Raw genomic sequence first — 25849 nt, 5'->3', positions numbered from 1 at the left:
GGGTCCCCATGCCAGGGATGGTAGCGGGTGGTGCCGGATCGGGTGCGCGTCGTGGAGAGGGCACCCCCGGTACCCGTCCCGAATCCGCGCCTCCGGTCCGGGACACGGGCCGTCCCTACTCGGTACCCAGAACCCGCTGGCGGTAGACCTTCCAGATGTCGCCGAGCAGACGCCCGTCGGCGTCCCTCCGCCACAGCCGCAGGCCATTGCGGCTCTCCCCGGTGATCAGGCGCACAGCGCCTGAAGGGGTCTCGGCGACCTTCCCGTTCGGCAGGCGGTAGCCACCGGTCTCCGTCACGGTCACCCGGTACTCCCTGCCGTCGGAGGCGCGCTGCCACACGAGCACGTCGCCGACCGCCAGCAACCCTGCCCTCACCACCTCGGCCGTCCGGATGCGCCGGGACACGCGTCCCCGTCCCACACCCGGACCGCGCAACAGTTCCTGCTCCCCCAGGGCAGCCAGGTCGATCCCCTCACTGTCGTGCCGGATCTGCCAGTGGTCGGCCAGCGCCTCGACGATCCTGTCCTCCCTGCGCTGCAGCACCTCGGGTGTCCATTCCCTGATGGAGGTCAGCTCCGCTGTGAGACCGAGATCCTCGACGGCAGGGGTGACGATGCGAGCGACCCGCTCGGCGAACCCGTCGACGTCACGGATCCGCGCTTCCGTCTGCGTCGTGAGTGCCATGTTCGCCACGCGGTTGGTCCAGTACTCACGCGTGGCCTCCGTCAGCCTGCGCCACGAGGAGTCCGGAGACGGTGACGTGGGGATCAACCGCACGACACGGATGGTGCGCGCGCGGGCCCCTGGACCACCACTGGTGCTGAGCTGCTCGTTGGCGCGTTCGAGGACGATCCGCGTGATCGGGGCATTCGCTGTCACCTCACCCCGCAGATTGAGCAGGGCCCTACGGCGCTCATTGTCGTCAATGGCGAAGCCCCCACTCCTGGCGTCGGGGTCCTGGACACCTGACCCCATCGGGGCTCCGCCCTCGCCGGCCTCTCCTGCACCGGCCGGGTCCAGGGCGTCGAGGGTGTCGAGGAGCTGCACCACGCGCTGACGACGTTGGGGGCGGGTGCGGGCGGCGACGGTGTCCACACCCACCACTCGTTCGAGGCGGGCGAGCAGGTCGGCCGAGGTCGGGGAGTTCACGCCCCAACGGTCGATGATGACCATGGCGACGGGGATCCAGTCGGTGGTCCCGAACTCACCGAGCCGGCGCAGGGAGTCGGCCACACCGGGACCCATCCCCTCGCACGATCCCGAGGTGACGGCGCGCATCGCCCCGGCCAGGGGAATGATCACCCGGTCCAGGAACGACTGCATCCCACCATCGGGAATGGTGGGGAGCACACGCGTGCGGAAGTCCTCGACCAGGTTGTCCTGCGCCTCTCGGTGCGTGCGCACGGTGAGCACGTGGTGGAGGAAGGTGTCGAGACTTCCACCGAAGGAGTCCGCCAGGTCGTCCCACGTACGCGAGTACCGGTCCTGGATCTCCCTCGGGAGCGATCCCACGATCTGCGACTTGAGGATGTCCCCGGCCGTCAGTGGCAGTCCTCTGGTGTTGAGCACGGAGAAGACCCTGTGTGCACTGGCGAGGTCGTCGGTGGAGATCACGACCAGGAACACCTGGTTCGACAGGTGGACGGCCAGGGCGCGACGCTCCTCCGGCGTGCGGTCGGTGGACAGTGAGTCGAAGAGCGCGCGCGTGTTCTCGAAGATGTGGCGCTGGGCCACCGAGGTGAGGTCGCTTCCCCGGAGGTCGAAGAGTGCCTCGAGGTCGCCGTCCTGCACGGTGTACCGGAAGAAGGACCGGTCCGTGTCGCGCAGCTCCAGGCGCGGACCCGGTGCGATCCCCTGGAGGACCTGTCCGGACTCGTTGATCATGTGGTCCAGTCCGTCGCGGACGTCCGCCCTCTCCTCCAACTCGCGCAACACGGCGAGGAGGATCGTCAGGGTGGTCAGGCGCTGTTGTCCGTCGATGACGTCGCGGACACGCCCATCAGAGGGGTCGCGCAGCAGGACGATCGACCCGAGGAAGTACGGGGACCTCGACTGTGAACTGGACTCGGTGACGTCGTCGAGCAACTGCAGCGCCTGCTCGACACCCCACGAGTAGGGGCGCTGGAACACGGGCATCCGGAACTGGTAGTCCCGCGAGAAGACACGATTGAGAGGCTGCTCCTCTGCAGACAGTGCCATGTCCTCCGACTCCTCCAGGGTTCTCCGGTCAATCAACGACACCCGCTGACCCATCACGATGGTAGGCGCGTGCGGCCTGCGGGTCCGCCGACGTCCGACCGCGCAGGGTCCGCCCCGCCCTCGTCACCGGGAAGTGGGATGTCGGCAGCGGCAGCCATGCGTCGACGGAGCTCGGGGTCGGCCGTCAGGCGCACCAGGATCTGGCGGACCCGTTCCCGGGTGACACCGAAGCGTTGGCCGATCCGCTCCAGCGTCCACTCCTCTCCGTCCACGAGGCCGACGCGCAGGCGCAGCATCCCGACGGACCGTTCGATGGGTCGCGGTGCGCTGCACTGTGCCAGACCCGCAGCGACGTCCCGCTCGAACCGGTCCAGGGCGGCGACGACACCCCGGGCGCACAGGCGTTCGTCCGCCTCCGCGCAGGGATCGCTCCCCTCGATGTCGGTGGCGGAGAGGATCGACCACCAGCCCGTGGGTCGGGAGTCGGACTCCTCGTGCCCCACCCAGTCGTCGAGGCTCAGGGTCGGCCGACTGACCAGTTCGAGCCAGGCGAGCGTGGCGGCGTCCGTGCCGCACTCGGCAGCGAGCTCCTCGCGGCTCGGTCCGCGACCCAGGGCAGCCGTCATCTCCCGTTCGACACGCCGACTGCTGCGCAGCCTGTCCATCACGTGAACCGGGATCCGGATGAGACGTTCGGTGTCGTCGACGCCGCGGGTGACGCTCTGCCTGATCCACCACGTCGCGTACGTGGAGAACCTGCCACGGTCGGGGTCGAACGTCAGGGTCGCACGCAGGAGACCCAGGGTGCCGAGTGAGACGAGGTCCTCCTCCGGCATGCCGGAAGGGATCCTCGTCGACATGACCCGGACCAGGCGCAGGTTGGCGCGCACGAGGATCTCCATGGCCCGGTGCCCCTCCCGGATGGCCCTCCTCGCGGTACGGGTGGCGTGCTGCTCGATCCCGGTGGCAGCCCGGACCCCCGCCTGGATGCGGTCGCTGAGGACACGCTCCTGGTCGGCATCGAGCAGTGGGTGGTCGAACATCGTGGAGGGACCCAGCGGCAGGTCCTCCGCCCACCTCACGACCAGGTCCCACGGGGTCTCGCTCGGGAGCACCCCCCGTTCGAGGTGCCGGGCGCGGGGTGGGCGCGGGGTGCCCACTGACGAGGGCGCCCCATCGAGCCGGTCCACACGGGACAGGAGCTGCCGGAGTTCCTCGTCGTCGAGTGCGCCCACGCCGACCCCCGGTCCTTCGCCCAGGGGCACATCCAGGAGGCGGGTCCCGCCACCGGACCGTGGGCTGTCGTCGATGACCGTCATGGACTGACCGTATGTCCCTCCATGCGCATCTGGGTGCAGTTGGGACCCGCACACCCCCGCAGCGACACGGGGACCCGACGACGAAGTCCTCGGGCAGGTCACGTGCGAGGCGACCGGAGAACTGCGCCGCCGGGCGCCGCCGACCGCTCTCAGACATGCAACCCGGCGGCCGCGAGCGCATCACGAAGCCACTCCTCCGGGTCGACCACCACGCCGCGCGAGGACAGCCAGGCGCAGAGGTTGCGGCAGTCCCGGGCCAGGAAGTCGATCCCGGCGGGGTTGCCCACCAGGTCCACGGCCTGCGGCACGTCGATGACCACGAGCTGTCCCCCGGACCCCGGTCGGTTGTCCACGAGGACGTTGTAGGCGGACAGGTCACCGTGGGCGAGGCCCAGTCCCGCCAAGCCGATGACCGCCTCCCGCAACTGGTCCCGCCAGGCGCACGCCTCACGGGGGGTCGCCGGGGCGGACTCGGCCAGACGCGGGGCGGCGTCGCCCTCGTCCCCGATGTACTCCATGCAGACCTCGGTCCCCACGATCTGCACGGGGTAGGGCACGGGCAGGCCCGCCCCCCACATGGTCGAGAGCAGGTCGAACTCGGTGCGCGCCCAGGAGCCGGAGGCGGCCTCCCGGCCGAACGCGGTCCCGCGCGCCATGGCACGCATCTCCCGGGAGTCACGCACCCGGCGTCCCTGGGCGTAGTCCTGGGAGCGTCGGAAGGACGAGTGCTCGGCCGTGCGGTAGCGCTTGGCCACCATGAGGACGGACTCCCCGGGTGCCCCGGTGCGTTGCCCGGCGGGGAGGGCACGTTCGATGAGGAAGGCGTCGGCCTCCTTGCCGGTCTTGAGGACACCGAGTTCGGTGTCGATGGCGCCGCTGTGCTGGACGACCCAGGAGGGGAAGGGCTGGGGTCCGCGGTCGACGGTGTGGGCGGTCTGCTCCCACGTGGACCATCGCTGGTCCTCGTCGAGGTCAGGTGTTCGGGTGAAGGAAAGGCGAAGTGCGTCCCAGTCGACGGACGAGGGCATGTGATCTCCTGATGAGGAGGGCCCTGCTCCGGAAGTGGTGGTGGAGCGTCAGAGGGCCCGGGGGGAAGGGAGGGCATGGGTGAACGCGTGGACAGCCATGGTCTGCTCCTTCCGTGGGATCACTGCGGGACTTCGTCGGCCGCGGTGCTGCGTGGCGACGACCCCATGCTGGCACCGCAGCGGCGCAGCGGTCAACACCCCGGGCGCGCCGATGGGCCCACGCCGGGGTGCCAGCGCTGGTGGCCCCGTGCCACGCGCCGGACAATGGCAGTGGAATCGCGCTGCGACACGCTCCGGGAGGACGGGACATGCTGATCACACTCGCGGGACCGATCGGGAGCGGCAAGACCGTGCTCACCGGCATCCTCGCCGAGGATCTCGGAGCGCTGGCCGTCTACGAGCCCGTCGACGACAACCCCGTCATCGACGACTTCTACCGGGGCAACGCGATCGCCGACGCCCGGCGGGCCGCAGGGGAGGCGGATGCCCGCAATCCCTACGCCTTCCTCATGCAGGTCTACCTGCTGAACCGCCGGTTCGCCGCGATCAAGAGGGCCCGCGAGCGCGAGAGGGAGACCGGTCAGGACACCATCCTGGACCGCTCGATCTACGAGGACCGCGTGTTCATGGGCATGAACCACGACCGCGGCAACGTCAGTGAGGTCGAGTGGGAGACGTACAACGCCCTGTTCGCGAACATGATGGAGGACCTGGAGGGTGCGCCGTACCGGAAGTCCCCGGACCTCATGGTCCTCATCAGGGTCTCGTTCGGGACGATGATGCGCCACATCCGCAAGCGGGGCCGTCCCTTCGAACAGCCGGAGGTCGATCCCGGACTGGAGGACTACTACCGAGACCTGCTCCGCCACTACGACCAGTGGGAGCAGGAGTACGACGCCAGTCCACTGCTGGTCATCGACGGCGACCACGAGGACTTCGAGGGGAATCCTGCGGAACGGGCCGAGGTGGTGGCGAGGGTCCGGGAGGCGTTGGGTCGGACCGACTGAGCAACCCGCGTCCCGGGGAGCGTGCCTGCCCCGGATTCGGGAGCGGGCACTACGCGGGTGCCGCGACGATCGAGCAGTTCCGGTGCCTGCCCCGGATTCGGGGGCCGGCCGGGCTCTCGTGGAGGATGCCGGACACCGGGCAGTGCGACTCCTCCTACGACCTTCCACAGGTCGGACTCCCCGGACGCCGCTGCCCGCACCCCACCTGGGCTGCCATGATGGTCGGGACGGTGACGAGGAGGGTCCCCATGGCTGTGCTGGACGTCCACTTCCACTCCGATGCCCTGCAGGTCTCCACCGCGATGACGGTGATCCTGCCGGAGCATCCCCGGACACTGATCGGCTTGGGTGGGGGCGGGGCGCAGGCCCCCGACGACCCCGCGGGCCCACCGCTCCTCTACCTGCTCCACGGGCTCTCCGACGACGAGTCGATCTGGTTGCGCCGCACCTCGATCGACCGTTACGCCGCGGAGAAGGGCCTCGCCGTGGTCATGCCGCGTGCGGGGCGCAGCTTCTACCAGGACGAAGCCCACGGCAGTGCCTACTGGACGTTCCTGTCCGAGGAGCTCCCCGAGGTGGTCCACCGCTTCTTCCGGGTGTCCACACGTCGCGAGGACACCTTCGTGGCGGGACTGTCCATGGGCGGATACGGTGCCATGCGATGGGCGCTGTCCCACCCGGACCGCTTCGCCGCAGCAGCCAGCCTCTCCGGTGCCCTCGACCTCGCCGCGCGCGCCGGTGACCTCTCCGGTGGTGCCCTCAGCGGCGGCCTCGACGCGGATTCTCCCTTCCTCGACTTCGCCCCCGATGTGCGCGACCGGGTCTTCGACGGCCACTTCACCCCGGGTGGGGACAACGACCTGCTGGCGCTGCTCGGCCACTCGGATGCCTCGGCCCTGCCCGCCCTGTGGGTCTCGTGCGGCCGCCAGGACGAACTCCTCTCCCACTCCGAGCACTTCGTGGCGGCTGCACGCGCCGCGGGCGCCGATCCACATGTGGAGTATCCCGACGGGGTCCACGAATGGGGCCTGTGGGACACCCAGGTCCGACGGGTCCTCGACTGGCTCCCACTGCCATGAGGTCCTCCGCACCACACCCCGCACCACCCAGGAGTCCCGACATGCTGACCGTCACCCTTCCCGACGAGGACATCGAGCAGCGCCTCGCCGATCTGCGCGACCGCGTGGACCTGGTCCACTGGGACCTCTCCGCACCGCTGCCCGCCGAGGTCGCCGAACGCGTCACCGCCGTGGAGGTGCCGCACTACTTCTCACGGCCCGGTGCATTCGACGTCCTCACCACCCTGCCCCACCTGCGTTACGTGTGGCTGCCCAGCGCCGGGTTCGAGCACGCCGTGGGGCACCTGCCCCCCGGCGTCACCCTGTGCAACGGGCGCGGCGTGCAGTCGGCCGGCACCGCCGAGCTCACCCTCGCCCTCACCCTGGCCGCCCAGCGCGGCATCCCCGACGCGGTCCGCGCCATGGACCGCGGGGAGTGGCACAACCCCTTCGGCCCGGCACTGGCCGACCGCCACGTGGTCCTGGTGGGTTACGGGTCGGTCGCCCGGGCCATCGCGGACCGACTGGAGCCCTTCGAGGTGACCATCACCCCCGTGGCCCACCACGCCCGCGTCCAGGACGGCGTGCAGGTCCACGCCCTCGCCGACCTCCCCGACCTGCTCCCCTCGGCCGATGTCGTCATCCTCGCGGTCCCGCTCAACGCGGGCACGGACCATCTCTTCGACGCACAGCTCCTCGCACGGATGAAGGACGGTGCGCTCCTGGTCAATGTCGCACGAGGGCGGGTGGTGGACACCGATGCACTCCTCGCCGAGCTGCGCACGCGCCGCCTGCGTGCGGCCCTGGACGTCACCGATCCGGAACCCCTGCCCTCCGACCACCCGCTCTGGCACGCTCCCGGTGTGCTGATCACCGCCCACCAGGGAGGCAACACCGACGCCACGTACCCCCGCATCGCGCGGCTCGTCAGGCGCCAGATCGAGCACCTCCTGGCCGGGGAGGAGCCCGAGAACGTCGTCGCGAGAGGCTGAGCGAGCAGCAGAAGGAGCAGACGACGGGCTCCCCGCCCCGCCCGCATCCGGTGCCCGGACGTGGACGTCCCCCCACCGACGTCCCGGTACTCCGCACTCCGGGCCCGCGCTGTGACTCCGGCCACAATGTGGTAGGCAGGAGTCAGTGACGGGGTCCGGCGACGCCCTCGTCCCGGGTCACGTTCCCGTCACGCGAGGCGTCACCACAGGCCGCACACCACGGACCACACGCCACACACAGCACTGGATGCCACTCCCGACACAACCGGAAGGTCACCGACATGAGCACTCCGCCTCCCCCCACCACCCCACCACCCTCGGATCCGCGCGACCCCTACGGCACGTCCCCGCAGCAGCCCTACGGGACACCTCCCGGACAGTCCGCCGACGTCCCGCCGGCGCAGACCTACGGTTCGCCCCAGGGACAGCCCTACGGTTCCCCCCAGGGCCAGCCCGCCGGCGCTCCGTCCCCCGGCCCCCAGAGGTCCTCAGGTGCCTTCCCGAGCCCCTCGGACGGGCCCGGATTCTTCAAGGCGCTCTTCGACATGCAGTTCCGCCACTTCGTCACCCTGAAGTTCGCGAGCTTCATCTACATGCTGGGCATCGCCGTGGCGGCGCTCTTCTGGCTGATGGAGATCATCTCGGGCATCGTCGTGGCAGGCAGCGGCCAGGGCGGCGGGGTCCTCGTCGCCGCGATCCTGCTGGGGTGGATCCCACCCCTGATCTGGATCATCACCTTCCGCCTGTCCATCGAGTTCGTCATCGCGATCATCCGCACCTCCCAGAACACCTCGGAACTGGTCGACCGCCACTGAGATCGCATCCGTGCACGTACCTGTTGCCGCCCCGTCCCCGCAGGGTTAGCGTGCCCCCAGACACGCATCGGGTCGGCATCCGGGTCGGCTGCGGGCGCGACAGGAGAGGAACCACCACGATGGGGAAGTCACGGGGACGGGATCTGGGACTGCTGGCACTGCGTGTCGGCGTCGGTGCGACGCTGGCGGCGCACGGCTCACAGAAGCTCTTCGGGGTGCTGGGCGGTCACGGACTGGACGGCACGGGTGCCTTCATGGACTCCTTGGGGTTCCGGCCCGGCAAGGTCTCCGCCCTGCTCGCCGGCCTCGGTGAGTTCGGCGGTGGCTCCCTGATGGCCCTCGGCCTGGCCACCCCGCTGGGAGGTGCGGCGGGTGCCGCCACCATGGTCGTGGCGGGATCGACGCACGCCGAGAACGGCTTCTGGAACACGAACGGCGGCTTCGAGCTCCCCGCCACGCTCGCCACGGCCTCGACCGCGCTCGCCCTGACGGGGGCCGGGAAGTACTCCGTGGACCACCTCCTGGGCGACAGGCTCGCCCCCTCCTGGCTCGCGACCGTCGCGCTGGCGGGTTCCTTCACCGCTGCCGGCGCACTCATCGCGCGCGCCTCCCTGGAGCGCGCCGCGGACCGGACGGACACCGACGAGGGCGGGACCACCGGGACCTCCGAGGGGGACACCTCCACGGACTCCGCCCCACAGGACTGACACGGTCCCCTCGTCGCACACCCCGTGGGCGTCCCACGACGGGCGGGAGATCCCCTGAGGTCCACGGCGGATGCCCGGTGGTCGACACCCCGTGCGCATAGGCTCTCCCTCGTGAGCACTTCGCACGAGATCCCCTCCGACCACCTGCCGAACCTCCGCGACGTCGGCGGGTGGCCCACCACCTCCGGTGGCGTCGTGCGCCCGGGAGCCCTCTTCCGTTCCGCTGCGCCCTCCGACCCCGGCGTCCCCACGGACCCCGCCGTCACCACCTTGGGCCTGGAGGTCGTGGTGGACATGCGCACGGCTGCGGAGGCCGAGCGCCGCCCCGCCCACCTGCCCCGGGGTGCCCGGCTGGTCCGGGTGGACATCCTCGCCAGCACGCCCGGCTCCCTCGCGAGCCTCACGGGAACGCTGCCCGCGGCGATCGCCGAGGGCCGGGTGAGCCCGGACGCCTTCCTCGCCGACCTCGACGCGAGGGCCGTCATGGAGCACACGTACGAGCAGTTCGTCACCGAGGCCCCCGCCCGTGCGGGATTCGCGGAGGTGGCACGCAGCGTCCTGAGTGCCGGTGGTCGGCCCACGCTGCTCCACTGCACCGCGGGCAAGGACCGCACCGGCTGGGCCGTGGCCGTACTGATGGCAGCCGTCGGGTCGACCCGCGACGCCGTGTTCGAGGAGTACCTGGCCGTGTCCCCTGCCGTCCGTGCGCTCTTCGCCCCGGACCTGGAGCGTGCCGCCGCGGTCGGTCTGGACGCCGAGCGCCTGCGACCCCTGCTGGACGTCGACGTCGCCTACCTCAAGGCCGCACTCGACCGGGTCGACGCGGACTTCGGTGGGTTCGACGGCTACCTGCGCTCCGGCCTCGGCCTGGGGGACGACGAGCTGGACGCCCTGCGGGTCGCCCTCGTCGACGCCTGAGGACCCGAGGACGGGCGGGCGCCAGGGTCCCCGTCCCGGGACCACCGCCACCACGGGGGCCGCACGGGTCCACTGCCTGCCGGGCAGCCAGGATGTCGGCACCCGCGCGGGGTACGCCGAGGGGGCCGGGCCGGAGCCGGTGGGACCCTCACCGGCGGACCAGGGAACTGAGCTCGACGCGGGCCTCACCCGCCGCGTCGACGACAGTCCCGGAGAGCGTCTCCCCCAGGACTGTCGTCGACACCGTGGCGCCCCCACTCCCCGGACGCGAGGTGACCGCGTAGGTGGCCGTCCTCAGTGCGTCGCGCAACGTGGCGAGCGCGGGATCGGAGAGACCGCCGACCGCCTCCTCGACTTCGTCGCGGCAGTCGTCCCAGTGGTTGTCGGGCCCGACCGGTGCCCCCTCGTAGGCGGAGAACCCGCAGGCCGTGTCACCGTCGTCCTCGGCCATCGCCAGGACGAAGCTCTTGAAGGTGCTGCGCGCGACCTCGTCACTGATCCCGTCCGTCCCGGCGCCCGTCCCACTCCCGTCCCCGGCGGGGGCGAGCACGACGGGTGCACCCACCACGGAGGTGCCTCCTGCGCTGGAGGAGAAGAGCGTGCACCAGGCGTAGTACGCTCCCGCGCACACCACCAGCACCGCGAGGAGCATGACGGCGTTCTTGCGCATGACCCCAGCATGTCACTGCCCGGGCGACCCGCCTGCGTCCAGCACCCGAGGCCCCCGAGCCACGAGCCACGAGCCACGAGGAGGATGGACACCATGGCGCACCACGACCCCGCCCCGGCCCCGCCACCACGGGACCGCCCGCCGCACGCCACCGTGCTGGAGCTGTCGGACCTGCCCGCCGCCCTGCGCAGCCACGTCGGCCCGCAGTCCCACTGGTGGACGGTGGAGACCCCCTTCGAGGTCCTCCTGGGCTGTGTCCTGGTGCAGAACACGAACTGGCGCAACGTGGAGCGCTCCCTGGACCTCCTGCGCCGCGCGGGCGTCACCGACCCGGTCCGACTCCTCGGCACGGACGTGCCCGAGCTCGTCACACTGGTGGCACCCTCCGGGTTCCAGCACGCGAAGGCACGCACGCTGCGTGGCCTGTGCGCGTGGTGGGTGGACGAGGGCGGGGCCGACACCCTCCGGGGTCCCGAGCTCCTGGCGGCCAGCCCTGCCCTGACGCACCTCTCCACCCCTGAGCTGCGCCGGGAACTGCTGGCCCTGCGTGGGATCGGCCCGGAGACCGCGGATGTCCTCATGCTCTACCTGCTGGGACGCGGGGTGTTCGTGGCGGACACCTGTGCCCGACGCCTCTTCGGCCACCTGGGGTGGCAGGTGCCGCGCGGCTACGGCGCCTTCGCCACCCGGGTCCAGGAGGAGGTGGAGCTCACCCTGGAGGGATGGCAGGAGTTCCACGCACTCATCGACGAGTTCGCGAAGCTCCACGCCAGGACGGCCCCGGCATGGGCGGCGGGGCCACTGGCCGGGTGGGTGCTGGCACCCTGACGACCCGGCGACCGTTCCGTCCCTGCACTCACCGGCGGGGGAGCCTCCCCCACCGCTGCCGCACGCGCCGCCAGGCGAGTGGCGGGTCCCAGGGAGCAGCGGTGGACGCCCTCGTCAGGGGGAGGAAGGCCAGCCCCACCAACAGCGCCACCAGGTGCCCCAGTGTGGTCAGACCGGGCCGGAGGACCAGGGGCAGGACGAAGACCGCCAGGGCCACGCCCCCGTACACCCAGCGCCAGCGCGGCACGAAGTGGTGGGCGAGCACGCCGATCATCGCGGCCTGGAAGTAGCTGACCCCGACGTCACGCACCCCGAGCATGATCGGCGGGGCGCTGCCCTGCCGCACGGCAGCCAGCAGTACCGCCTGGCTGACCAGCGTGGCCACGACGTGCCCGGTGAGACCGATGAGGAGCCACCGCCACCACCCCAACCAGCGCTCGACCTGGGCGTGGAAAAGTGCGAACGACACCAGGTAGGGGAACCAGAACGAGCCGTCGATCCAGAAGAGGCTCGCGACCAGGGACCGCACGGGGTGCTGGACCAGGTTGATGACATTCGTGGAGCGCTGCACCAGCACCTCGGCCAGCTGGCCCTCCGGCATGGCGTGCTGGGCGAGGGTGGTGGCCAGCAGGATCGCCGCCCACCCGAAGGTCAGGGGGGCGCTGCGCACGTAGCTCCACGCTGCCCGTCCCGCCCGGCGCAGGAACTGCCCGTGCCGAGCAGCCACGGGATTCCTGCCCACGCGCTCTCCCGGCGTACCCGTCGGACCAGGCCCTCCCCCCATGTCGCCCTACTCGCCGCGACCCAGCAGGAACTCGTTCGCCGCGTCGGAGAGCTCGTGGTCCACCGGCACTGCCCACCCGTCGACCTCACGGACCGGGGCCAGCATCCGCACCGAGGACGCCAACCAGAGAGCGTCGGCGTCGGGGAGCTGCCCGGTGCGCAGCAGGACCTCCGACGTCGAGAACCCCCGGGCGGCGAAGAACTCGAAGGCGCTGGCCTGGGTGGTGCCGGGCAGCAGTCCCTGGGCAATGGCCGGGGTCCAGATGTGCCTGCCGAAGCGCGCGATCAGGGTGGAGGTCGGCCCCTCCAGGACGTAGCCGTCGGAGCTGGTGAAGACGACGTCGTCGGCGCCACGCCTCGCCGCCTCGCGCAGGACGGCCTTGTTGACCGCGTAGGACAGTGTCTTGGCCCCCGTCAGCAGCCAGGGGGCACGGGAGGAGATGTCGTGGGGGTAGCCCCGGTCGAGGAGGACCACGGAGACACCCTCGTGGCGCTCCGCGCCGTGGTCCGCTGCGGGCAGGGCGATCACCCAGCAGGTGGCGGCGGGGGGCTGGGCATCCTCCACCCCACGGGTGACGACGACCTTGACCAGCAGCTCCGGGACGGGCTCGCTGAGCGCGACGGCACGGAGGACGGCCGCACGGATCGCGGTGAGGTCCAGGACGGGCAGGTCGAGCATGGCCGCGGAGTTGGCCAGTCGGCGCAGGTGCGCCCCGACGGCCTGGGGGCGACCCTCCACGACGCCGAGGACCTCGAAGATGCCGTCCCCACGGGTGACACCGAGGTCCAGCACGGACACCCTGGGGTCGGCCGCATCCACGACGTGGAGACGATCCTCGGTGCCTGCCGGGTCGGCGGCCTCGACGGGTGAGACGAGGAGACAGGTGCTCATGACGATCCCTTTCGACGGGCCGCAACGACGCAGGCCGTGGTGGGGAGCCCCCCTGCGGGGAGCTCGGTCCCGCACACCCCACGGGCAGCGGGAGGCAGGGCTCCAACCATCGTAGGGCGGCGCCGCCGCAGGAGCTTCCCGTGGGCCTCCCGTGCGGGGACCGCGGCTCCCGGTCCCGACAGGGGTCCTCCCGCGGGCTCCGACCGCCCCTCCGCACCTGGGGCCCCTCCGGCGGACAGTCGACCCTGCGCCCCGGGCGCAGCGCTGCGGGGCCACCTCATGCGTGCGACATCTCCCGAACGGTGTCCGCCCGGGGCTCCCCGTCCCCCGGTGCGGGCAACCTGCCCAGTGCCTCGAGCAGTGGAGCGGTGTCCCCCGCGTAGCAGACCCGCACCCAGCCCTCCCCGCGCGCACCGAAGGCCGATCCCGGTGCAACCGCCACACGCTGCTCCATGAGGAAGCGCTCCGCCCACGCCGCGACGTCGCCGCGGCTGGCGTGGGAGACGTCGATCCACAGGTAGAAGGCGCCCCCGGGGCGGAGGTGGGGGATCCCGCGCGCGCTGAGCAGAGCGGAGGCCGCGTCCCGGTTGGCGACGTAGTGCGCACGGGATGCCGCCACCATGTCCTGGCTCCCGGTCAGGGCGGCGAGCGCGGCGACCTGGGCGGGGGCGTTGACACAGCTGGCGATCGCCTCCTGCGCCGCCCGGACCCGTTCGGCCAGGCCCGAAGGGGTCACCAGGTACCCGATGCGGCCACCCGTGAGCGCATAGGTCTTGGACAGGGAGTACACGCCGATGACGCGATCGGGGTCCAGGGCGGCGGCACTGGTGAAGCCCGGGTCGTAGGTGAGGGCCTCGTAGACCTCGTCACTGATGACCCACAGGTCGTGGCGGGCAGCGAAGTCCACCAGCGCCTGCATGACCGTGCGCGGGTAGACCACCCCCAGCGGGTTGGAGGGACTGTTGACGACGATCGCGCGGGTGCGCGGGGTGACCAGGCCCTCCAGGACATCGATGTCAGGCATGAAGTCGTCGCGGGCCCTCAACGGGTAGGGCACGGGCACCGCCCCCACCAACCTCGGCGCCATGGCGAAGGTCGAGTAGCCGGGGTCGGGGATGAGGACCTCCTCCCCCGGGGACAGCGTCATCACCATCGCCAGGTGGAGGGCCTGGGACCCACCCGCCGTCACGTGCACCCGGTCGACGTCGACCGCGTAGACATTGGCGCGGGCCAACTTGTCGACGATGGCCTCCCTCAGGGGCAGGATCCCGGAGTTGTGGGTGTACCCGGTGAAGTCGTCGACCCAGGCCCGGGCGGCCGCCTCACGGATGTGGGGGGCCACCTCCCACTGCGGTTCCCCCACGGACAGCTTGATGGCGTCGTCCATGGTGCCCGAGAGCTCGAAGATGCGCCGGATCCCCGAGGGCGGCACGGAGCGGACCAGTGCGGAGATCTGCGGCATGTGGACACGCTCCCCTCGGTATGGAGTCCTCCTGCACCGAGTATGGACTTCACCAAGTCACTTCCGCGAGGGCGTCCCACGGAAGCGAGGACGGGGGACCGGGTTCAGTCACGGGTGGCGTACAGGGCCGACCAGACCAGGACGGGTTGGAGGAACAGCCGCGCAAGTCGCTTGGCATCGGTGTCCAGTCCGAAACCGTCACGGGCGTGCAGGAACTGGGAGAGGTTGCCCGGGAGGACCCCGACGAAGAAGAGGGCTGCGAGTCGGCCCAGGTGGCGGCGGTGACGGCGGGGGACGGCGACGAGGGCGGACCCCAGGGCGATCTCGACCACGCCCGAGACGAGCACGGTCGTGTCCACGTCCAGGGGCACGGACTCGGGGACCTGCGCCCGGAACTCCTCACGCGCCCACGTGAGGTGACTGGTGCCGGTGAACACCAGCATCGAGCCGAGCGCCACACGTGTCACCAGCCGGGTGAAGTGGTGTCCCACCGGACCGACGCGGTGGTCGTCCCGGTCGCGGTCACTGTCCCGGTCGCGGTCGTCGTGACGCCCGGGAACGTGACGTCGCAGTCGCTGGTGCACGGAGTGCGTCATGGGAGTGTCCTTCCCTGGAGGTGGCGTCCCTCACATGAGCATTCCAGCCTTCAGCGCCGTGCGCGACCGGGGACCAGTCGTGCGGAGTTGAGGATGAAGGCCGACTCCGAGCCGACGTGCACCACTGCCGCCGCCACCGGCCCCAGCACCCCGGAGGCGGCCAGCACCATGCCCACCGCGTCCACGACCAGCGTGCCCACGAAGTTCACCATGATCGTGCGCCGGGCCCGGCGCGCGGTGCGCACCAGGGTGACCAGGTCCCCCAGGTCGGAGCTGATGAGGACGACGTCCGCACTCTCGCGGGCCACATCCGTCCCCGAACCGATGGCGATGCCCACGTCGGCGACCGCGAGCGCCGGGGCGTCATTGACACCGTCCCCGACCATGGCGACGACGTGCCCGGCGGCGCGTTCCTGTCCCACCACCGCATGCTTGTCCGCGGGCAGGAGGCCGGCGCGGACCTCGGTGATCCCGACGTCTCGCGCGGTCGCGCGGGCAGTCTGCTCGGTGTCGCCGGTGAGCATGAGGACCCTCAACCCCAGGGAACGCAGGTCGGACACGCAGCGCGCAGCTCCCTCCCGCAGCTGGTCGGCGACCCACAGGGTGCCTGCCCACACCCCGTCCACCGCGACGTGCACGGGACTGGCCCCCGCCGGGCCCGACTCCTGCGGTGCGTCCGACACCAGTCGCGCGCTGCCCACGCACACCTCGTGCCTCCCGACCCGTGCCGTCACGCCCATCCCGGGCACGTGCTCCGCGCTCCCGGGGACCGGCACGGTGACACCGAGTTCCTCGGCCCGGTCGGTGATCGCCCGACCCACCGGGTGCTCCGAGTGCCATTCGGCGCCCGCCGCGAGGGCCAGCAGGTCGCCCTCGTCGACGCCGGGTGCGGGGCGGACGTCGACCACCCGGGCCTGCCCGAGCGTGAGGGTGCCGGTCTTGTCCAGGACCACGGTGTCCACACCGGAGAGGACCTCCAGGTGGGTCCCGTCGCGCACGAAGGCGCCCGCCCGTGCGGCGCGCGCGATGGAGGCGAGGATCGCCAGTGGCGTGCCCGCAGCGATCCCGCAGGCGCCGGCGACGATGACCACCGAGATCGTGGCCCGCGCATCGCGGGTGACCAGGAACGTCACCAGCGCCGCACCCAGGGCGATGAACACCAGGATGCCGGCCAGGCGGTCCGCGAGGCGCTGGACCGGGGCCCGGGACTCCTGGGCCTCCCGGACGGTGGCGATGATCTGGCCGAAGGTGGAGTCCTCGCCCGCGCGCCGGGTCGTGACCTCCAGGGCCCCTGCCACCGCGATGGAGCCGGCCAGGACCGTGTCACCGACCTGCACGTCCACCGGGAGGGACTCCCCGGTCAGTCGGGACTGGTCGAGGCTGGCCGAGCCGGCGAGCACCGTGCCGTCCACAGGGACCCGGGAGCCCGGCTCCACCACGACGACCATTCCCGGTCGGACCTCCGTCAGGGGGATCTCCACCTGGGAGGTGCCCCTGCGCACACGCACCGTGGCGGGGAGGAAGGACATGAGGTCGGACAGCGCGTCACGGCCCCGGTCCATGGAGAGGTCCTCCAGGATCTCCGCAGCCAGGACGAAGGTGGTGATGACGAGCGCCGTCGTCCACTCACCGATGGCGGCGGCAGCGGCGATGGCGATGAGCATGGACAGCTCCATGCTCATGCGTCGGGCCTTCACGTCCTCCCAGGCCTCGACGAGGATCGGCCAGCACCCGGCAACGAGGGCCACCACGGACACGGGTGCCAGCACCCAGCGCGAGGCACCCAGGACGTGGGCCACGCCGACCGCCACCGCGCAGGCGGCCACCGAGAGTGTGCGCGCCAGGTCGGTGCGGTCGATGCGCTGCCACAGGCCGGGCTCGTCCCCGGGGCCCGCGGCGGTGACCGGTCGGTGGGTGGGGGTCGACTCCGCCTGCCCGACCGTCGCGCTGCCCGTTTCCCCGGGTCCGGGCCGGGGGGAGGGGACCGGTGTCGGCGTCACGCCCATGTGGATGCTCCTCCGTGTGCGTCGTGCGCCGGTACGAGGTCGGGTGCGTCGGCGGGTCCGCCCTCGTCCGCGCGCACCCCGCGCACGCCCTGGGCGCTTCGGCGCCGGTGGTGGGCCGGCAGTTCGTCCACCATGTGCTCGGCCTGGAAGAGGGCCTGGTGGATGAGGGTCCGGGCATGCTCGTCGACGAGGCGGTAGTGGACACGGGTGCCCTCCTGCCGGGTGGCGACCACCCGCGCCCATCGCAGCTTCGCGAGGTGCTGTGACACGGCGGTGGGTGGTCTGCCCACGCGCTGTGCGAGTGCTCCGACCGTCATCTCGCCGTTCTCGAGGGCGAGGACGAGTCGTACCCGGGTCTCGTCGGAGAGGAGTGTGAAGACTTCTGTCGCCAGGGCGATGTGCTCGTCGTCCAGGTCATCGGGTGCGGGACGGCCCGTCCTCGAATCTGCGTCCATGCGCAGATAATAGAAGGCTTGCCTCAGTCCGACGTCCTCCCTCCGTCCCTTGACAGTCCCGATGCGAGGTGGCCGTCACCGGGAGGACCCGCGCGCCCCGGCGTGCAGTCCGACGCGCACCCCGGCACGCACCTCAGCGCGCAGCGTCCGGTGCGACCTCGATGCGTCCCTCCCGGGCCGCGGTGCGCACCACCTCGTAGTCCTCCAGGGACTTGTCCGCGTACGCCAGCGAGAAGTCGGCCAGGGCCTCGACCAATCCTCGTCCCTGTCCGATGTAGGCGAGCACGGCCGCGGCGTCCGGACTCTGGGAGTGTGACCGCGCCAGGAGGGCCGCGCAGGAACGGGCGTACCCGGTGAAGGCGTCCAGGTCCAGGTCATCGGTGTCGACGGAGCCCTTCATGTCGTGGAACTGCCGCACGTAGAACTCCCGTCCCCCCGCCTGCGCGGTGCCCAGGAAGGGATCGGACACCGCCTGGAGCATGCGCTGCCCGGCCACCACCCGGCCACCCTGGCCGTTGAGGTGGACCGTGCGGGAGAAGACCTCCGGCAGGGACTTTCCCCCATTGGTCACCAGCACCGAGGCCAGCGCCTCCTTGATCTGGAGGACGAGCACCTCCCCCGCGGACCCTTCGAGCAGGGCCAGGTAGCAGCGTGTCCCCACACTTCCCACGCCCACGACGCGTCGGACGATGTCGACGATGCGGAAGTGGCTGAGCAGCAGTGCGATGTCCGGCGGGACGCTGGTCAGGTAGGCCCTGTAGGACCCGGCGACCGCGCGCCACACCCGGTCCCCGACATGGGACAGGACGGGTGGGTCCTCACGGAAGCGCACCGAGCCGCCCTCGTCGACCTCCGTCAGTCGGCGCACCACACGTTCCGAGGTGCGCCGGCGTGCGCGCCGGGCCGTCTCCTCGATGACGTCGGCGAACTCGCCACGCACACTGTGGGCCACCGGTTCGGGTTGGGCGTGGAGGTAGTAGCGCGAGACCGCGTCCATCTCCATGACACGGTCCAACGCGTCCACGTACTGCTGTGCCGTGGCCGCCGCGAGGTCCCGGGTCCGGTCGGCACCGTGTCCCGCCTGACGTGCTCCGATGACGACACTGGTGACAAGTCGTTTGAGGTCCCACTCCCACGGTGCGACGGCGACCTCGTCGAAGTCGTTGAGGTCGAAGACGAGGGCGCGCTCGGGGGAGGCGTAGACCCCGAAGTTGGAGACGTGGGCGTCCCCGCACGCCACCACGCGCAGCGAGGTGTGGGGGGAGGCGGCGAGGTCCTCGGCCATGAGTGCCGCCGACCCCCGGTAGAAGGCGAAGGGATCGGCCAGCATGCAGGCGAAACGCAGGGGGACCAGGTCGGGGACCCGGGGAGCGTTCTGCTCCACGAGGACGTCGACGGGATCCCGCTGGGAGGGTGCCAACTCGGCCAGCCGCGAGCGCGGGACGGACTTGCGTTCACCGCGTCCCCGTTCCCGTGACTGCTCGAGTGACTCGTACGCGCCGATCCCCAGGACTCCCGTCATGGGGCCATTGTCCTCCGTGATCCACGCCCCGGCAGTGTCCGGACACGCCAGGAGCTCCCCTCCGGCGACAGTTCCCCACCGGTGGACGGATCGCCGCGACTCGGACGACTCACGGCAGAATCGGTGCCGTCACCCGGCCGCACCACCGCGGCGGACACTGACCAGGGAGCCAGGACATGGGCAGGCGGCACACAGGAGGCACCGGCACGACCACGGGCGGGGGGCCCAGTGGGCCCCGCCGGGTCGCGGTCATCGGCAGCTCCGGGGGGAACCTGCGCAGTCAGGGCGGAGACGACCCCGCACGCCTGATCGGGGAGATCCAGCGCCAACTGGCTGCGGCGGGCTTCCAGCTGGTCACGGTCCAGTTCGTCGCCGCGCAGGCCTCCATGGACTCCGCCGGTGACTCCACGCCCGCACAGCTGTGGGAACTGTCCGGGGGGCGCCCCGTCCCCACCGTCTCGGGGACGCTGGCAGAGGTCAACGAGGCAGCCCGGACCAGGGACTCGATCCTCGCCGAGCGCGTGGAGGTCGGCCAGGTCGACGCACTCGTGCTGGTCAGTGCCGACCCGACGGGCACGAACTCCGCCACTGTCACGGCAGCGGCTGCGGCCGGGATCCCGGCCGCCGGAACGGGTGGCACCTCCATCGCCCGGGCGGAGAGCGCGGGCCTCAACCTCGTCTCCGTCTCCGGCACCACGGGCACCACCTCGACCACTCGGGCCGTCGCCTACGTCTCCGGACTCGCGCGCCACTGGAAGGTCCGCTACCGCCCGGTCCTGGGGCACCCGCCCGTCGAGGTCCCCGACGCAGGTGTCCCCGGGCCCGGCTCCGACCAGCGGGGGACCAGTGGGACGGGGACCGCGCACGAGGGCGACCCCTTCTCCCCCACCGGCGAGGACGCCGGCACCCACGACGCCGCGTGGAGACGCATCTCCATCCGCGGCATCATGGTCGGCTCCATCCCCGCCTTCATCGCCCTCGCCCTGGTCCTGGCGGCGTCGAAGATCCCCGTCCTGTCAGGACTGGGTGAGGTCTTCGACGTCCTCATCGCCGGGCTCCCGATCGTCGTGGCCGCTGTGGCTGCCCGCAAGGTCTCGGCCCTGGACGAGGTCGGAATGGTCGCCGGTGCCGTCGCAGGCATCCTGGCGTCCAAGGGCGGGCTGCTGGGTGGCCTGGCCGCCGGCATCCTCGCGGGCCTGCTGGCATCCTGGCTGATCCGGTGGACCCTGTCCCACCGCTTCCCCGCCACGACCGCCAACATCGTCGCCGGGGGTCTGGCAGGTCTCCTGCCGGGTCTGCTCGTGTACTACCTGCTCGCCCCGGCCACCAACTGGCTGGGCGAGGCCGTCAAGACCGGCATCCAGGCGGCACTGGACTTCAGCCCCGTCCTGGCCGGTGCACTGGCCGGAGGCGTCATCTGGTTCGCCCTGATGGGGGGCGTCTACCACTCCGTGATCCTCCCGCTGGTCCTCCTGGAGATGGGTCAGAAGGGGTTCAGCTTCTTCGGGGCGATCGACATGGTCTGCCTCGTCATGGTGAGCCTGGGGATCACACTGGCGAACGTGGTGCGACCCCGCAGCTCCGGTGAGCGCGCACTGGCCGGATCGGGGGCCGCGGTGAACTTCTTCTTCGGGACCTTCGTCGAGGCGTCCTACCCGTTCATGTTCTCCGACCGCCGCGTCTTCGCGACCGCCATCGGGGCAGCCACCGTCGGCGGAGCCGTCGTGGGTGCCATGGGTGTCGAGGCGACCGCCTACCTGCCCGCCGTCATGGCGCCCTTCGTCGCCACCAACGCACTCGGCATGGTCATCGCCATGCTGGTCGCCACTGGGCTGTCCTTCACCGCGACCCTCCTCATCAACATGAGCGCGACCCGCCGCACCCGGACGTCCGAGGTCGCAGGGGTTCCGGCCTGACCACACGCCGGACGACCCCGACCGGTCCGGGGCTCCGGTCCCGCCACGTCCTCGCTTCGGCTCCCCGTCCCAGGTCGTTCCCCGTGCCCTGTGTCCGGTGGAAGTTGTTCAACTCCCGACATGTGCGCCAGGAGACAGTGACAACCACGTCCACCACGGTGGAGCAAAACTGACCACGAGCGGTGGAGATGTCCCGCCGAGCCCGCTGTCCTACCCGGCACACAGGGACCTTCGACATCGCCCGTAGTTGTCCAACAGGCATTCAATTCGAGTGTCATCAGCGCATCTCCATCGAAGTGAGGAAGAGATGGCACAGAAGAGCACACCTCCTGACGTGATCAGGAACCGCGAGCACCTGGTCCCGGCCGGTGTCCCCGACATCTACGTGCAGGTCTGCCTGGGAGTCACCCTCCTGGTCGGTCTGTACACCGTCTTCATCGCACACCAGATCCACGACTTCGGCGCAGCCTGGACGATCGTCCTGCTGGCCCTGGCCCTGGCCATCAGCATCTGGGTCACGCCGAAGCACTTCACGGTCGGCTTCCTGACCTCGCTCCTGCCCTACCTCATCGTCTGGCGCATCGCCGCCATGGCCGGTGGGACGGACGAGACCGGTGCCGACGGCTCCGTCGAGTGGACCATCAGCGGACCCCGCCCCTGGGCCCTCATGGTCGTCTGCCTGATCACCCTGGTCCCCTTCGTCCTCCAGTTCGCCGCCGTGTGGCGCAATGACCTGCGCCACCGCACCGAGAACGTCTGGCTGTTCAACCTGGTGTGGGGCTTCACCCTGGTCCGCATCTACTTCGGTTTCAACGAGCTCGGCCACGCCACGGAGAAGATTTTCGCCGGCCACGATTCCTGGGCCCACATGACCTACCAGGTCTTCGGCCCCATGGGCACGGACGCCGTCGCCCCCTTCTCCCTGCTCGGCCAGGCGCCCGGGTTCTTCGTGGTGCTCGCCGGCATCATCGAGATGGCGGTCGGCCTGGGCATCGGCTTCGGCTTCATGACCCGCCTCGCGGGCCTCGGGGGCGTCGTCTACCTGCTCCTGGCCACCATCGCCTATGGCGGCGAGTGGTTCAACGGCTACGACTGGGCGGGAGCCGGCTGGGAGTACCCGATGCTGCTCATCGTCTTCTTCGGCAGCTTCGTCCTCACCGGGGCCGGCCCGTTCTCCGTCGACCACTGGCTGCTGGCCAATGACCGCATGCCCAAGTGGATGCGCGCCCTCTCGGTGACCAGGTCGACCTCGGAGGCCTATGAGGCCGAGGCCCCTGCCATCACCTCCTGGGCCAAGGAGCACGCGGCCACCAACTGACCCCTCCACGGCACCCGGTCCCGACCGGGTGCCCGCCCGTGCACGACCCGTGCCGCCCCCTCGGACACACTCCGGAGGGGCGGCACGGTCGTCCCCGGGGAGGTGGCCGCGAGTGGACCGCGCTCAGGTCCCCGACGCGCTCCTGCCACCCACGAGCCCGGCCCGCAGGAGGAGGACGTAGAGCTGACAGCCGAGGCACAGCCCGAAGGCACCGTTGAGGAACGCGGCGAGGAAGGCGATCGCTGCCGACACCGCGACGGCGTGGGGCACCCCCACCAGCGCGAGGACCACCCCGACGCCGGTCACCAGGAGACCGATCCCCTGGGCGAAGGTCGGCGGAGCCGCGTCCTCGAGTTCATCGGGCGGCGAGAGGCGCGGGCGCACCACGCGCTGGAAGATCAGGCCCCACGGATGACGTCCCACCCCGGCGAAGGCCCCCCAGGCGAAGAGGGCGACCAGGACCGCCAACAGGACGAGGGCCGCGGTGTGTGCCCCCTGCAGGTCCAGAGCGATCGTCACCAGCAGCAGCACCGAGGTGACGGCGGCACCGAAGCGTGGGCCGCGCGGATCGACCCTGGACGGACGGCCTCCCGGGGACGAGGGCGGGGCCGGGGACCGGTCGGATGGTGTGGTCATGTCGGGACCTCCAGGAACTCATCGATGGCGTGGGAGAGGTCGACTCGTGAGGGCACACCGACGATGCGACGACGGACCTGGCCCGAGTCGTCGACCAGGAGGAGTGTCGGGGTGCCGGAGACATGGAAGCGGTCGGCGATCTCGGGGTGGTCGACCAGGTCGATCTCGCGGTGACGGGCACCCGGGCGCTGGTCCACGACCGCGCGCGCCAGACGGGCGCTCCCCGGGCAGCGCGCGCACATGGGCGTGGAGAGCTGGATGACGGTCACCCGTGCTGCCGGATCGACCAGATCTCCTGCGGGACCGCTGGCGCGTCGGGACCTCCCCTGCTGCGCGCGGAACAGGATCCCGATGAGGACCCCCACCAGGACCAGTCCCACGAGGACGGCCAGTGTCATGGTGGCGACGCTACGGGCGCCCATCGGATTCCGCGACCCCAGTCCTGCGCAGTGGATGAATGTGAACGAACCGTCGGGCGCTGTGCCGTGCCGACCCGGTGGTGCCGTGACCTCCGCAGGGGCGGATGCCGGACAGCGGGAGCACCGCCGGGGTGCCGTTCGCCCGACGGAAGGACCCCGTCCCCCACTTCCGTGGGGGACGGGGTCCTGTGCGCAGCGACCCCCCGCAGCGACCTGGAACGGTCGGTAGCGCGGGCAGGTGTGCGTGACGTCAGCGCTTGCGGCCGGTGAGTGCTCCGTAGATGAGCAGGACGATGATCGAACCGACGATGGCCGAGACCCAGGCGCTCAGCGAGAAGAAGCTGTCCATGACCTCCGTCTTGAAGATCACGCCACCCAACCAACCTCCGACCATGGCGCCGATGACGCCCAGGACCAGTGTCGCGAGCCAGCCTCCGGGCTGGTCACCGGGAATGATGGCCTTGGCGATCGCGCCGGCGATCAGGCCCAGCAGAAGGAATCCCAAGAAACCCATGATGTGTGTCCTCTCCTAGATGTTGATGGAGTTGCCCCCCCACCCTCACACAGGACCAAGGATCCCGCATCTGCTGGCGCAGTGGGCGCGGAGGCGTTTCACCTCAGCGGGAGTGCCGCTGGGACGCGCGCCCAGGGCACCCAGCAGCCCCATGTGTCTCCCGGGAGCCCGCTCCGTCCACCCTCGTCCACCGTGCACCCCGGGCCCCTCCCCACCGGCCGGGCCACCTGTCCGCAGCGGCACCGCCCACCCCACGCAGGGGCCCGGAGGCGGTGTCGTCCACGCAACCGGTCACCCGTCCCGGTGCGGGGACCCGAGAGGTGCCCTGCTCGACGGGCCGGGTGGGACCATCCCTGCCAAGATGGACGGGAGTCAGCTCCGGCGCGGCGCCCGGGCCGCCCGGCCAGCCACCACCGGCGTCCTGTGCACGGGCGGCTCCCGCAACCAGGAAGGACCCATCCATGGCCGACTACCTCATCATCGGCGGACACGGCAAGGTCGCCCTCCGCACCGCTCCCCTGCTGACGCAGGCGGGCCACACCGTCACCTCCGTCATCCGCAATCCGGACCAGTCCCGCGATGTCGAGGCCACCGGCGCGATCCCCCTGGTGCTCGACATCGAGACCGCCTCACTGGCCGACCTCCTGCGCGTCTCCCGCGGCAGGGACGCCGTGATCTGGTCCGCCGGGGCGGGAGGCGGGAGTGCTGAGCGCACCCGTGCCGTGGACCGCGACGCCGCGATCCGCTCGATCGATGCCGCCGCCTCCGCCGGTGTCCACCGCTACGTGATGGTCTCCTACCTCGGAGCGGGCAGGGACCACGGAGTCCCCGAGGACGATCCGTTCTTCGCCTACGCGGAGTCCAAGGCCGCCGCCGACGACCACCTGCGCGCCTCTTCCCTGGCCTGGACCGTTCTCGGCCCCAGCAGGCTGACCCTGGAGGAACCCACCGGGAGGATCGATCTGGTGGAGCCCGGGCGCGGCCGGGGATCCGACCGGGGCACCTCCCGAGGCAATGTCGCCCTGACCATCGCCGCAGCCCTCGACACCGACCACACGATCGGGAGGACACTCGGGTACACGGACGGGGACACCGACATCCTCGAGGCCTTCGCCGGGGCCTGACAGCCACCCACACACCCACACACACCGTGGCCCGGCACCACCCGCCGGGCCCGGACCTGCAACTGGAGGAACCGATGACGTCATCGACGGACACCACCGCAGAACCTGACGGCGGATTCACCGATCAGGAGCGCGCCGCCATGAAGGAGCGCGCAAAGGAACTCCGGGCAGCACGCGCCTCCGGGGGGAAGGGGCGGAAGAAGGTCGACCCCGAGGTCGCCGTCCTGGAGAAGATCGCCGAGATGGCCGACGATGACCGGGTCATGGCCGAGCGCATCCACGCCCTGGTGAAGGAACACGCGCCGGCGCTCGGCACGAAGACCTGGTACGGGATGCCTGCCTACACGCGCGACGGGAAGGTCGTCTGCTTCTTCCAGGCGGCCTCGAAGTTCGGCGCGCGCTACGCCACCTTCGGTTTCGAGGGTGCGGCCCACCTCGACGAGGGGGACATGTGGGCCACCACCTTCGCCCTCACCCACATCGGGCCGGCCGAGGAGGAGCGCATCGTGGAGCTGCTGCGCCGCGCCGTGGGCTGACGTCATCCCAGTCGGTCGCCAGGACCATGACCGAATGGATCGACCGCCCCGGGCATGCCAACCCCGTCACGCGGTGCGCCCCCGACGGGGCCGATCGGCCGGACACCCTGTCACGGTGCGGCTCGGCC

Annotated in this window: 25 protein-coding genes; 11 read left to right on the top strand and 14 right to left on the bottom strand. The window is 71.2% G+C overall.

The features are described from left to right. Positions 1–115: 115 nt before the first annotated feature. The 3 genes from BQ9890_RS12055 to BQ9890_RS12045 form a co-directional block, all read right to left on the bottom strand. Positions 116–2200, bottom strand: coding sequence for a GmrSD restriction endonuclease domain-containing protein (locus BQ9890_RS12055; protein ID WP_075891803.1), 2085 nt, complete (start codon positions 2198–2200; stop codon positions 116–118). A gap of 53 nt (positions 2201–2253) precedes the next feature. Continuing rightward, positions 2254–3519, bottom strand: a complete 1266-nt coding sequence (locus BQ9890_RS12050) for a sigma-70 family RNA polymerase sigma factor (protein WP_075891801.1) — start codon at positions 3517–3519, stop codon at positions 2254–2256. A 149-nt stretch (positions 3520–3668) separates the two neighbouring features. Then, the gene (locus BQ9890_RS12045; RefSeq protein WP_075891799.1) at positions 3669–4547 is read right to left on the bottom strand and encodes a serine protein kinase RIO; all 879 of its coding nucleotides are present in this window, start codon (positions 4545–4547) and stop codon (positions 3669–3671) included. A 308-nt stretch (positions 4548–4855) separates the two neighbouring features. On the opposite strand from BQ9890_RS12045, the gene BQ9890_RS12040 reads away from it, so the two are divergent. The 6 genes from BQ9890_RS12040 (at position 4856) to BQ9890_RS12015 (ending at position 10044) form a co-directional block, all read left to right on the top strand. After that, positions 4856–5554, top strand: coding sequence for a deoxynucleoside kinase (locus BQ9890_RS12040; protein WP_075891797.1), 699 nt, complete (start codon positions 4856–4858; stop codon positions 5552–5554). 248 nt (positions 5555–5802) lie between these two features. Continuing rightward, the gene (locus BQ9890_RS12035) at positions 5803–6633 is read left to right on the top strand and encodes an alpha/beta hydrolase (protein ID WP_075893166.1); all 831 of its coding nucleotides are present in this window, start codon (positions 5803–5805) and stop codon (positions 6631–6633) included. 41 nt (positions 6634–6674) lie between these two features. Continuing rightward, on the top strand, positions 6675–7604 hold the full coding sequence (locus BQ9890_RS12030; RefSeq protein WP_143226339.1) for a 2-hydroxyacid dehydrogenase: 930 nt from the start codon (positions 6675–6677) through the stop codon (positions 7602–7604). A 281-nt stretch (positions 7605–7885) separates the two neighbouring features. After that, positions 7886–8419: a DUF4282 domain-containing protein gene (locus BQ9890_RS12025; RefSeq protein ID WP_075891795.1), complete on the top strand. Its 534-nt coding sequence runs from the start codon at positions 7886–7888 to the stop codon at positions 8417–8419. A gap of 119 nt (positions 8420–8538) precedes the next feature. Then, positions 8539–9126 (top strand): DoxX family protein, encoded by a 588-nt coding sequence (locus tag BQ9890_RS12020; RefSeq protein ID WP_075891793.1) that lies wholly within the window; start codon positions 8539–8541, stop codon positions 9124–9126. A gap of 111 nt (positions 9127–9237) precedes the next feature. Continuing rightward, complete coding sequence (locus BQ9890_RS12015) at positions 9238–10044, top strand: tyrosine-protein phosphatase (protein WP_075891791.1); 807 nt, start codon at positions 9238–9240, stop codon at positions 10042–10044. Between the two features lie 148 nt (positions 10045–10192). Here the strand turns inward: BQ9890_RS12015 and BQ9890_RS12010 are convergent, their stop codons facing one another. Continuing rightward, positions 10193–10714 (bottom strand): hypothetical protein, encoded by a 522-nt coding sequence (locus tag BQ9890_RS12010; RefSeq protein WP_075891789.1) that lies wholly within the window; start codon positions 10712–10714, stop codon positions 10193–10195. Between the two features lie 93 nt (positions 10715–10807). Between BQ9890_RS12010 and BQ9890_RS12005 the strand changes: the two genes are divergently transcribed. Further along, a complete protein-coding gene (locus BQ9890_RS12005; RefSeq protein ID WP_195907671.1) occupies positions 10808–11542 on the top strand; it encodes an endonuclease III domain-containing protein in 735 nt (244 codons plus the stop codon). Between the two features lie 28 nt (positions 11543–11570). Here the strand turns inward: BQ9890_RS12005 and BQ9890_RS12000 are convergent, their stop codons facing one another. From BQ9890_RS12000 to BQ9890_RS11970, 7 genes are all read right to left on the bottom strand, one after another. After that, positions 11571–12269, bottom strand: a complete 699-nt coding sequence (locus BQ9890_RS12000) for a rhomboid-like protein (protein ID WP_230297929.1) — start codon at positions 12267–12269, stop codon at positions 11571–11573. A gap of 63 nt (positions 12270–12332) precedes the next feature. Continuing rightward, positions 12333–13217, bottom strand: coding sequence for an aminotransferase class IV (locus BQ9890_RS11995; protein ID WP_075891787.1), 885 nt, complete (start codon positions 13215–13217; stop codon positions 12333–12335). A gap of 277 nt (positions 13218–13494) precedes the next feature. Beyond that, entirely contained in the window at positions 13495–14679 is a 1185-nt protein-coding gene (locus tag BQ9890_RS11990; RefSeq protein ID WP_075891785.1) for a pyridoxal phosphate-dependent aminotransferase, read from the bottom strand. Positions 14680–14783: 104 nt separating this feature from the next. After that, positions 14784–15275 carry a DoxX family protein gene (locus BQ9890_RS11985; RefSeq protein WP_230297928.1) on the bottom strand — a complete coding sequence of 164 codons (492 nt, stop codon included), beginning with the start codon at positions 15273–15275 and terminating at the stop codon, positions 14784–14786. A 50-nt stretch (positions 15276–15325) separates the two neighbouring features. Beyond that, on the bottom strand, positions 15326–17281 hold the full coding sequence (locus tag BQ9890_RS11980; protein ID WP_078062421.1) for a heavy metal translocating P-type ATPase: 1956 nt from the start codon (positions 17279–17281) through the stop codon (positions 15326–15328). Then, positions 17272–17736: an ArsR/SmtB family transcription factor gene (locus BQ9890_RS11975; protein ID WP_075891783.1), complete on the bottom strand. Its 465-nt coding sequence runs from the start codon at positions 17734–17736 to the stop codon at positions 17272–17274. The genes BQ9890_RS11980 and BQ9890_RS11975 overlap by 10 nt, the downstream gene beginning before the upstream one ends. A 133-nt stretch (positions 17737–17869) precedes the next feature. Continuing rightward, positions 17870–19258 carry a DUF2252 domain-containing protein gene (locus BQ9890_RS11970; protein ID WP_075891781.1) on the bottom strand — a complete coding sequence of 463 codons (1389 nt, stop codon included), beginning with the start codon at positions 19256–19258 and terminating at the stop codon, positions 17870–17872. Between the two features lie 176 nt (positions 19259–19434). Here BQ9890_RS11970 and BQ9890_RS11965 point away from each other — a divergent pair, with 176 nt between their 5' ends. Further along, a complete protein-coding gene (locus tag BQ9890_RS11965) occupies positions 19435–21174 on the top strand; it encodes a hypothetical protein (protein WP_075891779.1) in 1740 nt (579 codons plus the stop codon). 307 nt (positions 21175–21481) lie between these two features. Then, a complete protein-coding gene (locus tag BQ9890_RS11960; RefSeq protein ID WP_075891777.1) occupies positions 21482–22492 on the top strand; it encodes a DoxX family protein in 1011 nt (336 codons plus the stop codon). Positions 22493–22615: 123 nt separating this feature from the next. Here the strand turns inward: BQ9890_RS11960 and BQ9890_RS11955 are convergent, their stop codons facing one another. The 3 genes from BQ9890_RS11955 to BQ9890_RS11945 all read right to left on the bottom strand — a co-directional run bounded on the left by BQ9890_RS11955 (position 22616) and on the right by BQ9890_RS11945 (position 24061). Further along, positions 22616–23128, bottom strand: coding sequence for a DUF4395 domain-containing protein (locus tag BQ9890_RS11955; protein WP_075891775.1), 513 nt, complete (start codon positions 23126–23128; stop codon positions 22616–22618). Further along, positions 23125–23526 carry a thioredoxin family protein gene (locus BQ9890_RS11950; RefSeq protein ID WP_075893154.1) on the bottom strand — a complete coding sequence of 134 codons (402 nt, stop codon included), beginning with the start codon at positions 23524–23526 and terminating at the stop codon, positions 23125–23127. The genes BQ9890_RS11955 and BQ9890_RS11950 overlap by 4 nt, the downstream gene beginning before the upstream one ends. Before the next feature lie 271 nt (positions 23527–23797). Then, positions 23798–24061 carry a GlsB/YeaQ/YmgE family stress response membrane protein gene (locus BQ9890_RS11945; RefSeq protein WP_075891773.1) on the bottom strand — a complete coding sequence of 88 codons (264 nt, stop codon included), beginning with the start codon at positions 24059–24061 and terminating at the stop codon, positions 23798–23800. Between the two features lie 461 nt (positions 24062–24522). On the opposite strand from BQ9890_RS11945, the gene BQ9890_RS11940 reads away from it, so the two are divergent. After that, entirely contained in the window at positions 24523–25185 is a 663-nt protein-coding gene (locus BQ9890_RS11940; RefSeq protein ID WP_075891771.1) for an SDR family oxidoreductase, read from the top strand. A gap of 74 nt (positions 25186–25259) precedes the next feature. Further along, a complete protein-coding gene (locus BQ9890_RS11935; RefSeq protein WP_075891769.1) occupies positions 25260–25721 on the top strand; it encodes an iron chaperone in 462 nt (153 codons plus the stop codon). The last annotated feature ends 128 nt before the right edge of the window (positions 25722–25849 follow it).

The sequence above is a fragment of the Actinomyces provencensis genome (genome assembly GCF_900155435.1).
Taxonomy (GTDB): domain Bacteria; phylum Actinomycetota; class Actinomycetes; order Actinomycetales; family Actinomycetaceae; genus Pauljensenia; species Pauljensenia provencensis.
The sequence above is the reverse complement of the archived record's forward strand: the minus strand, read 5'-3'. Positions and strand labels throughout refer to the sequence as shown.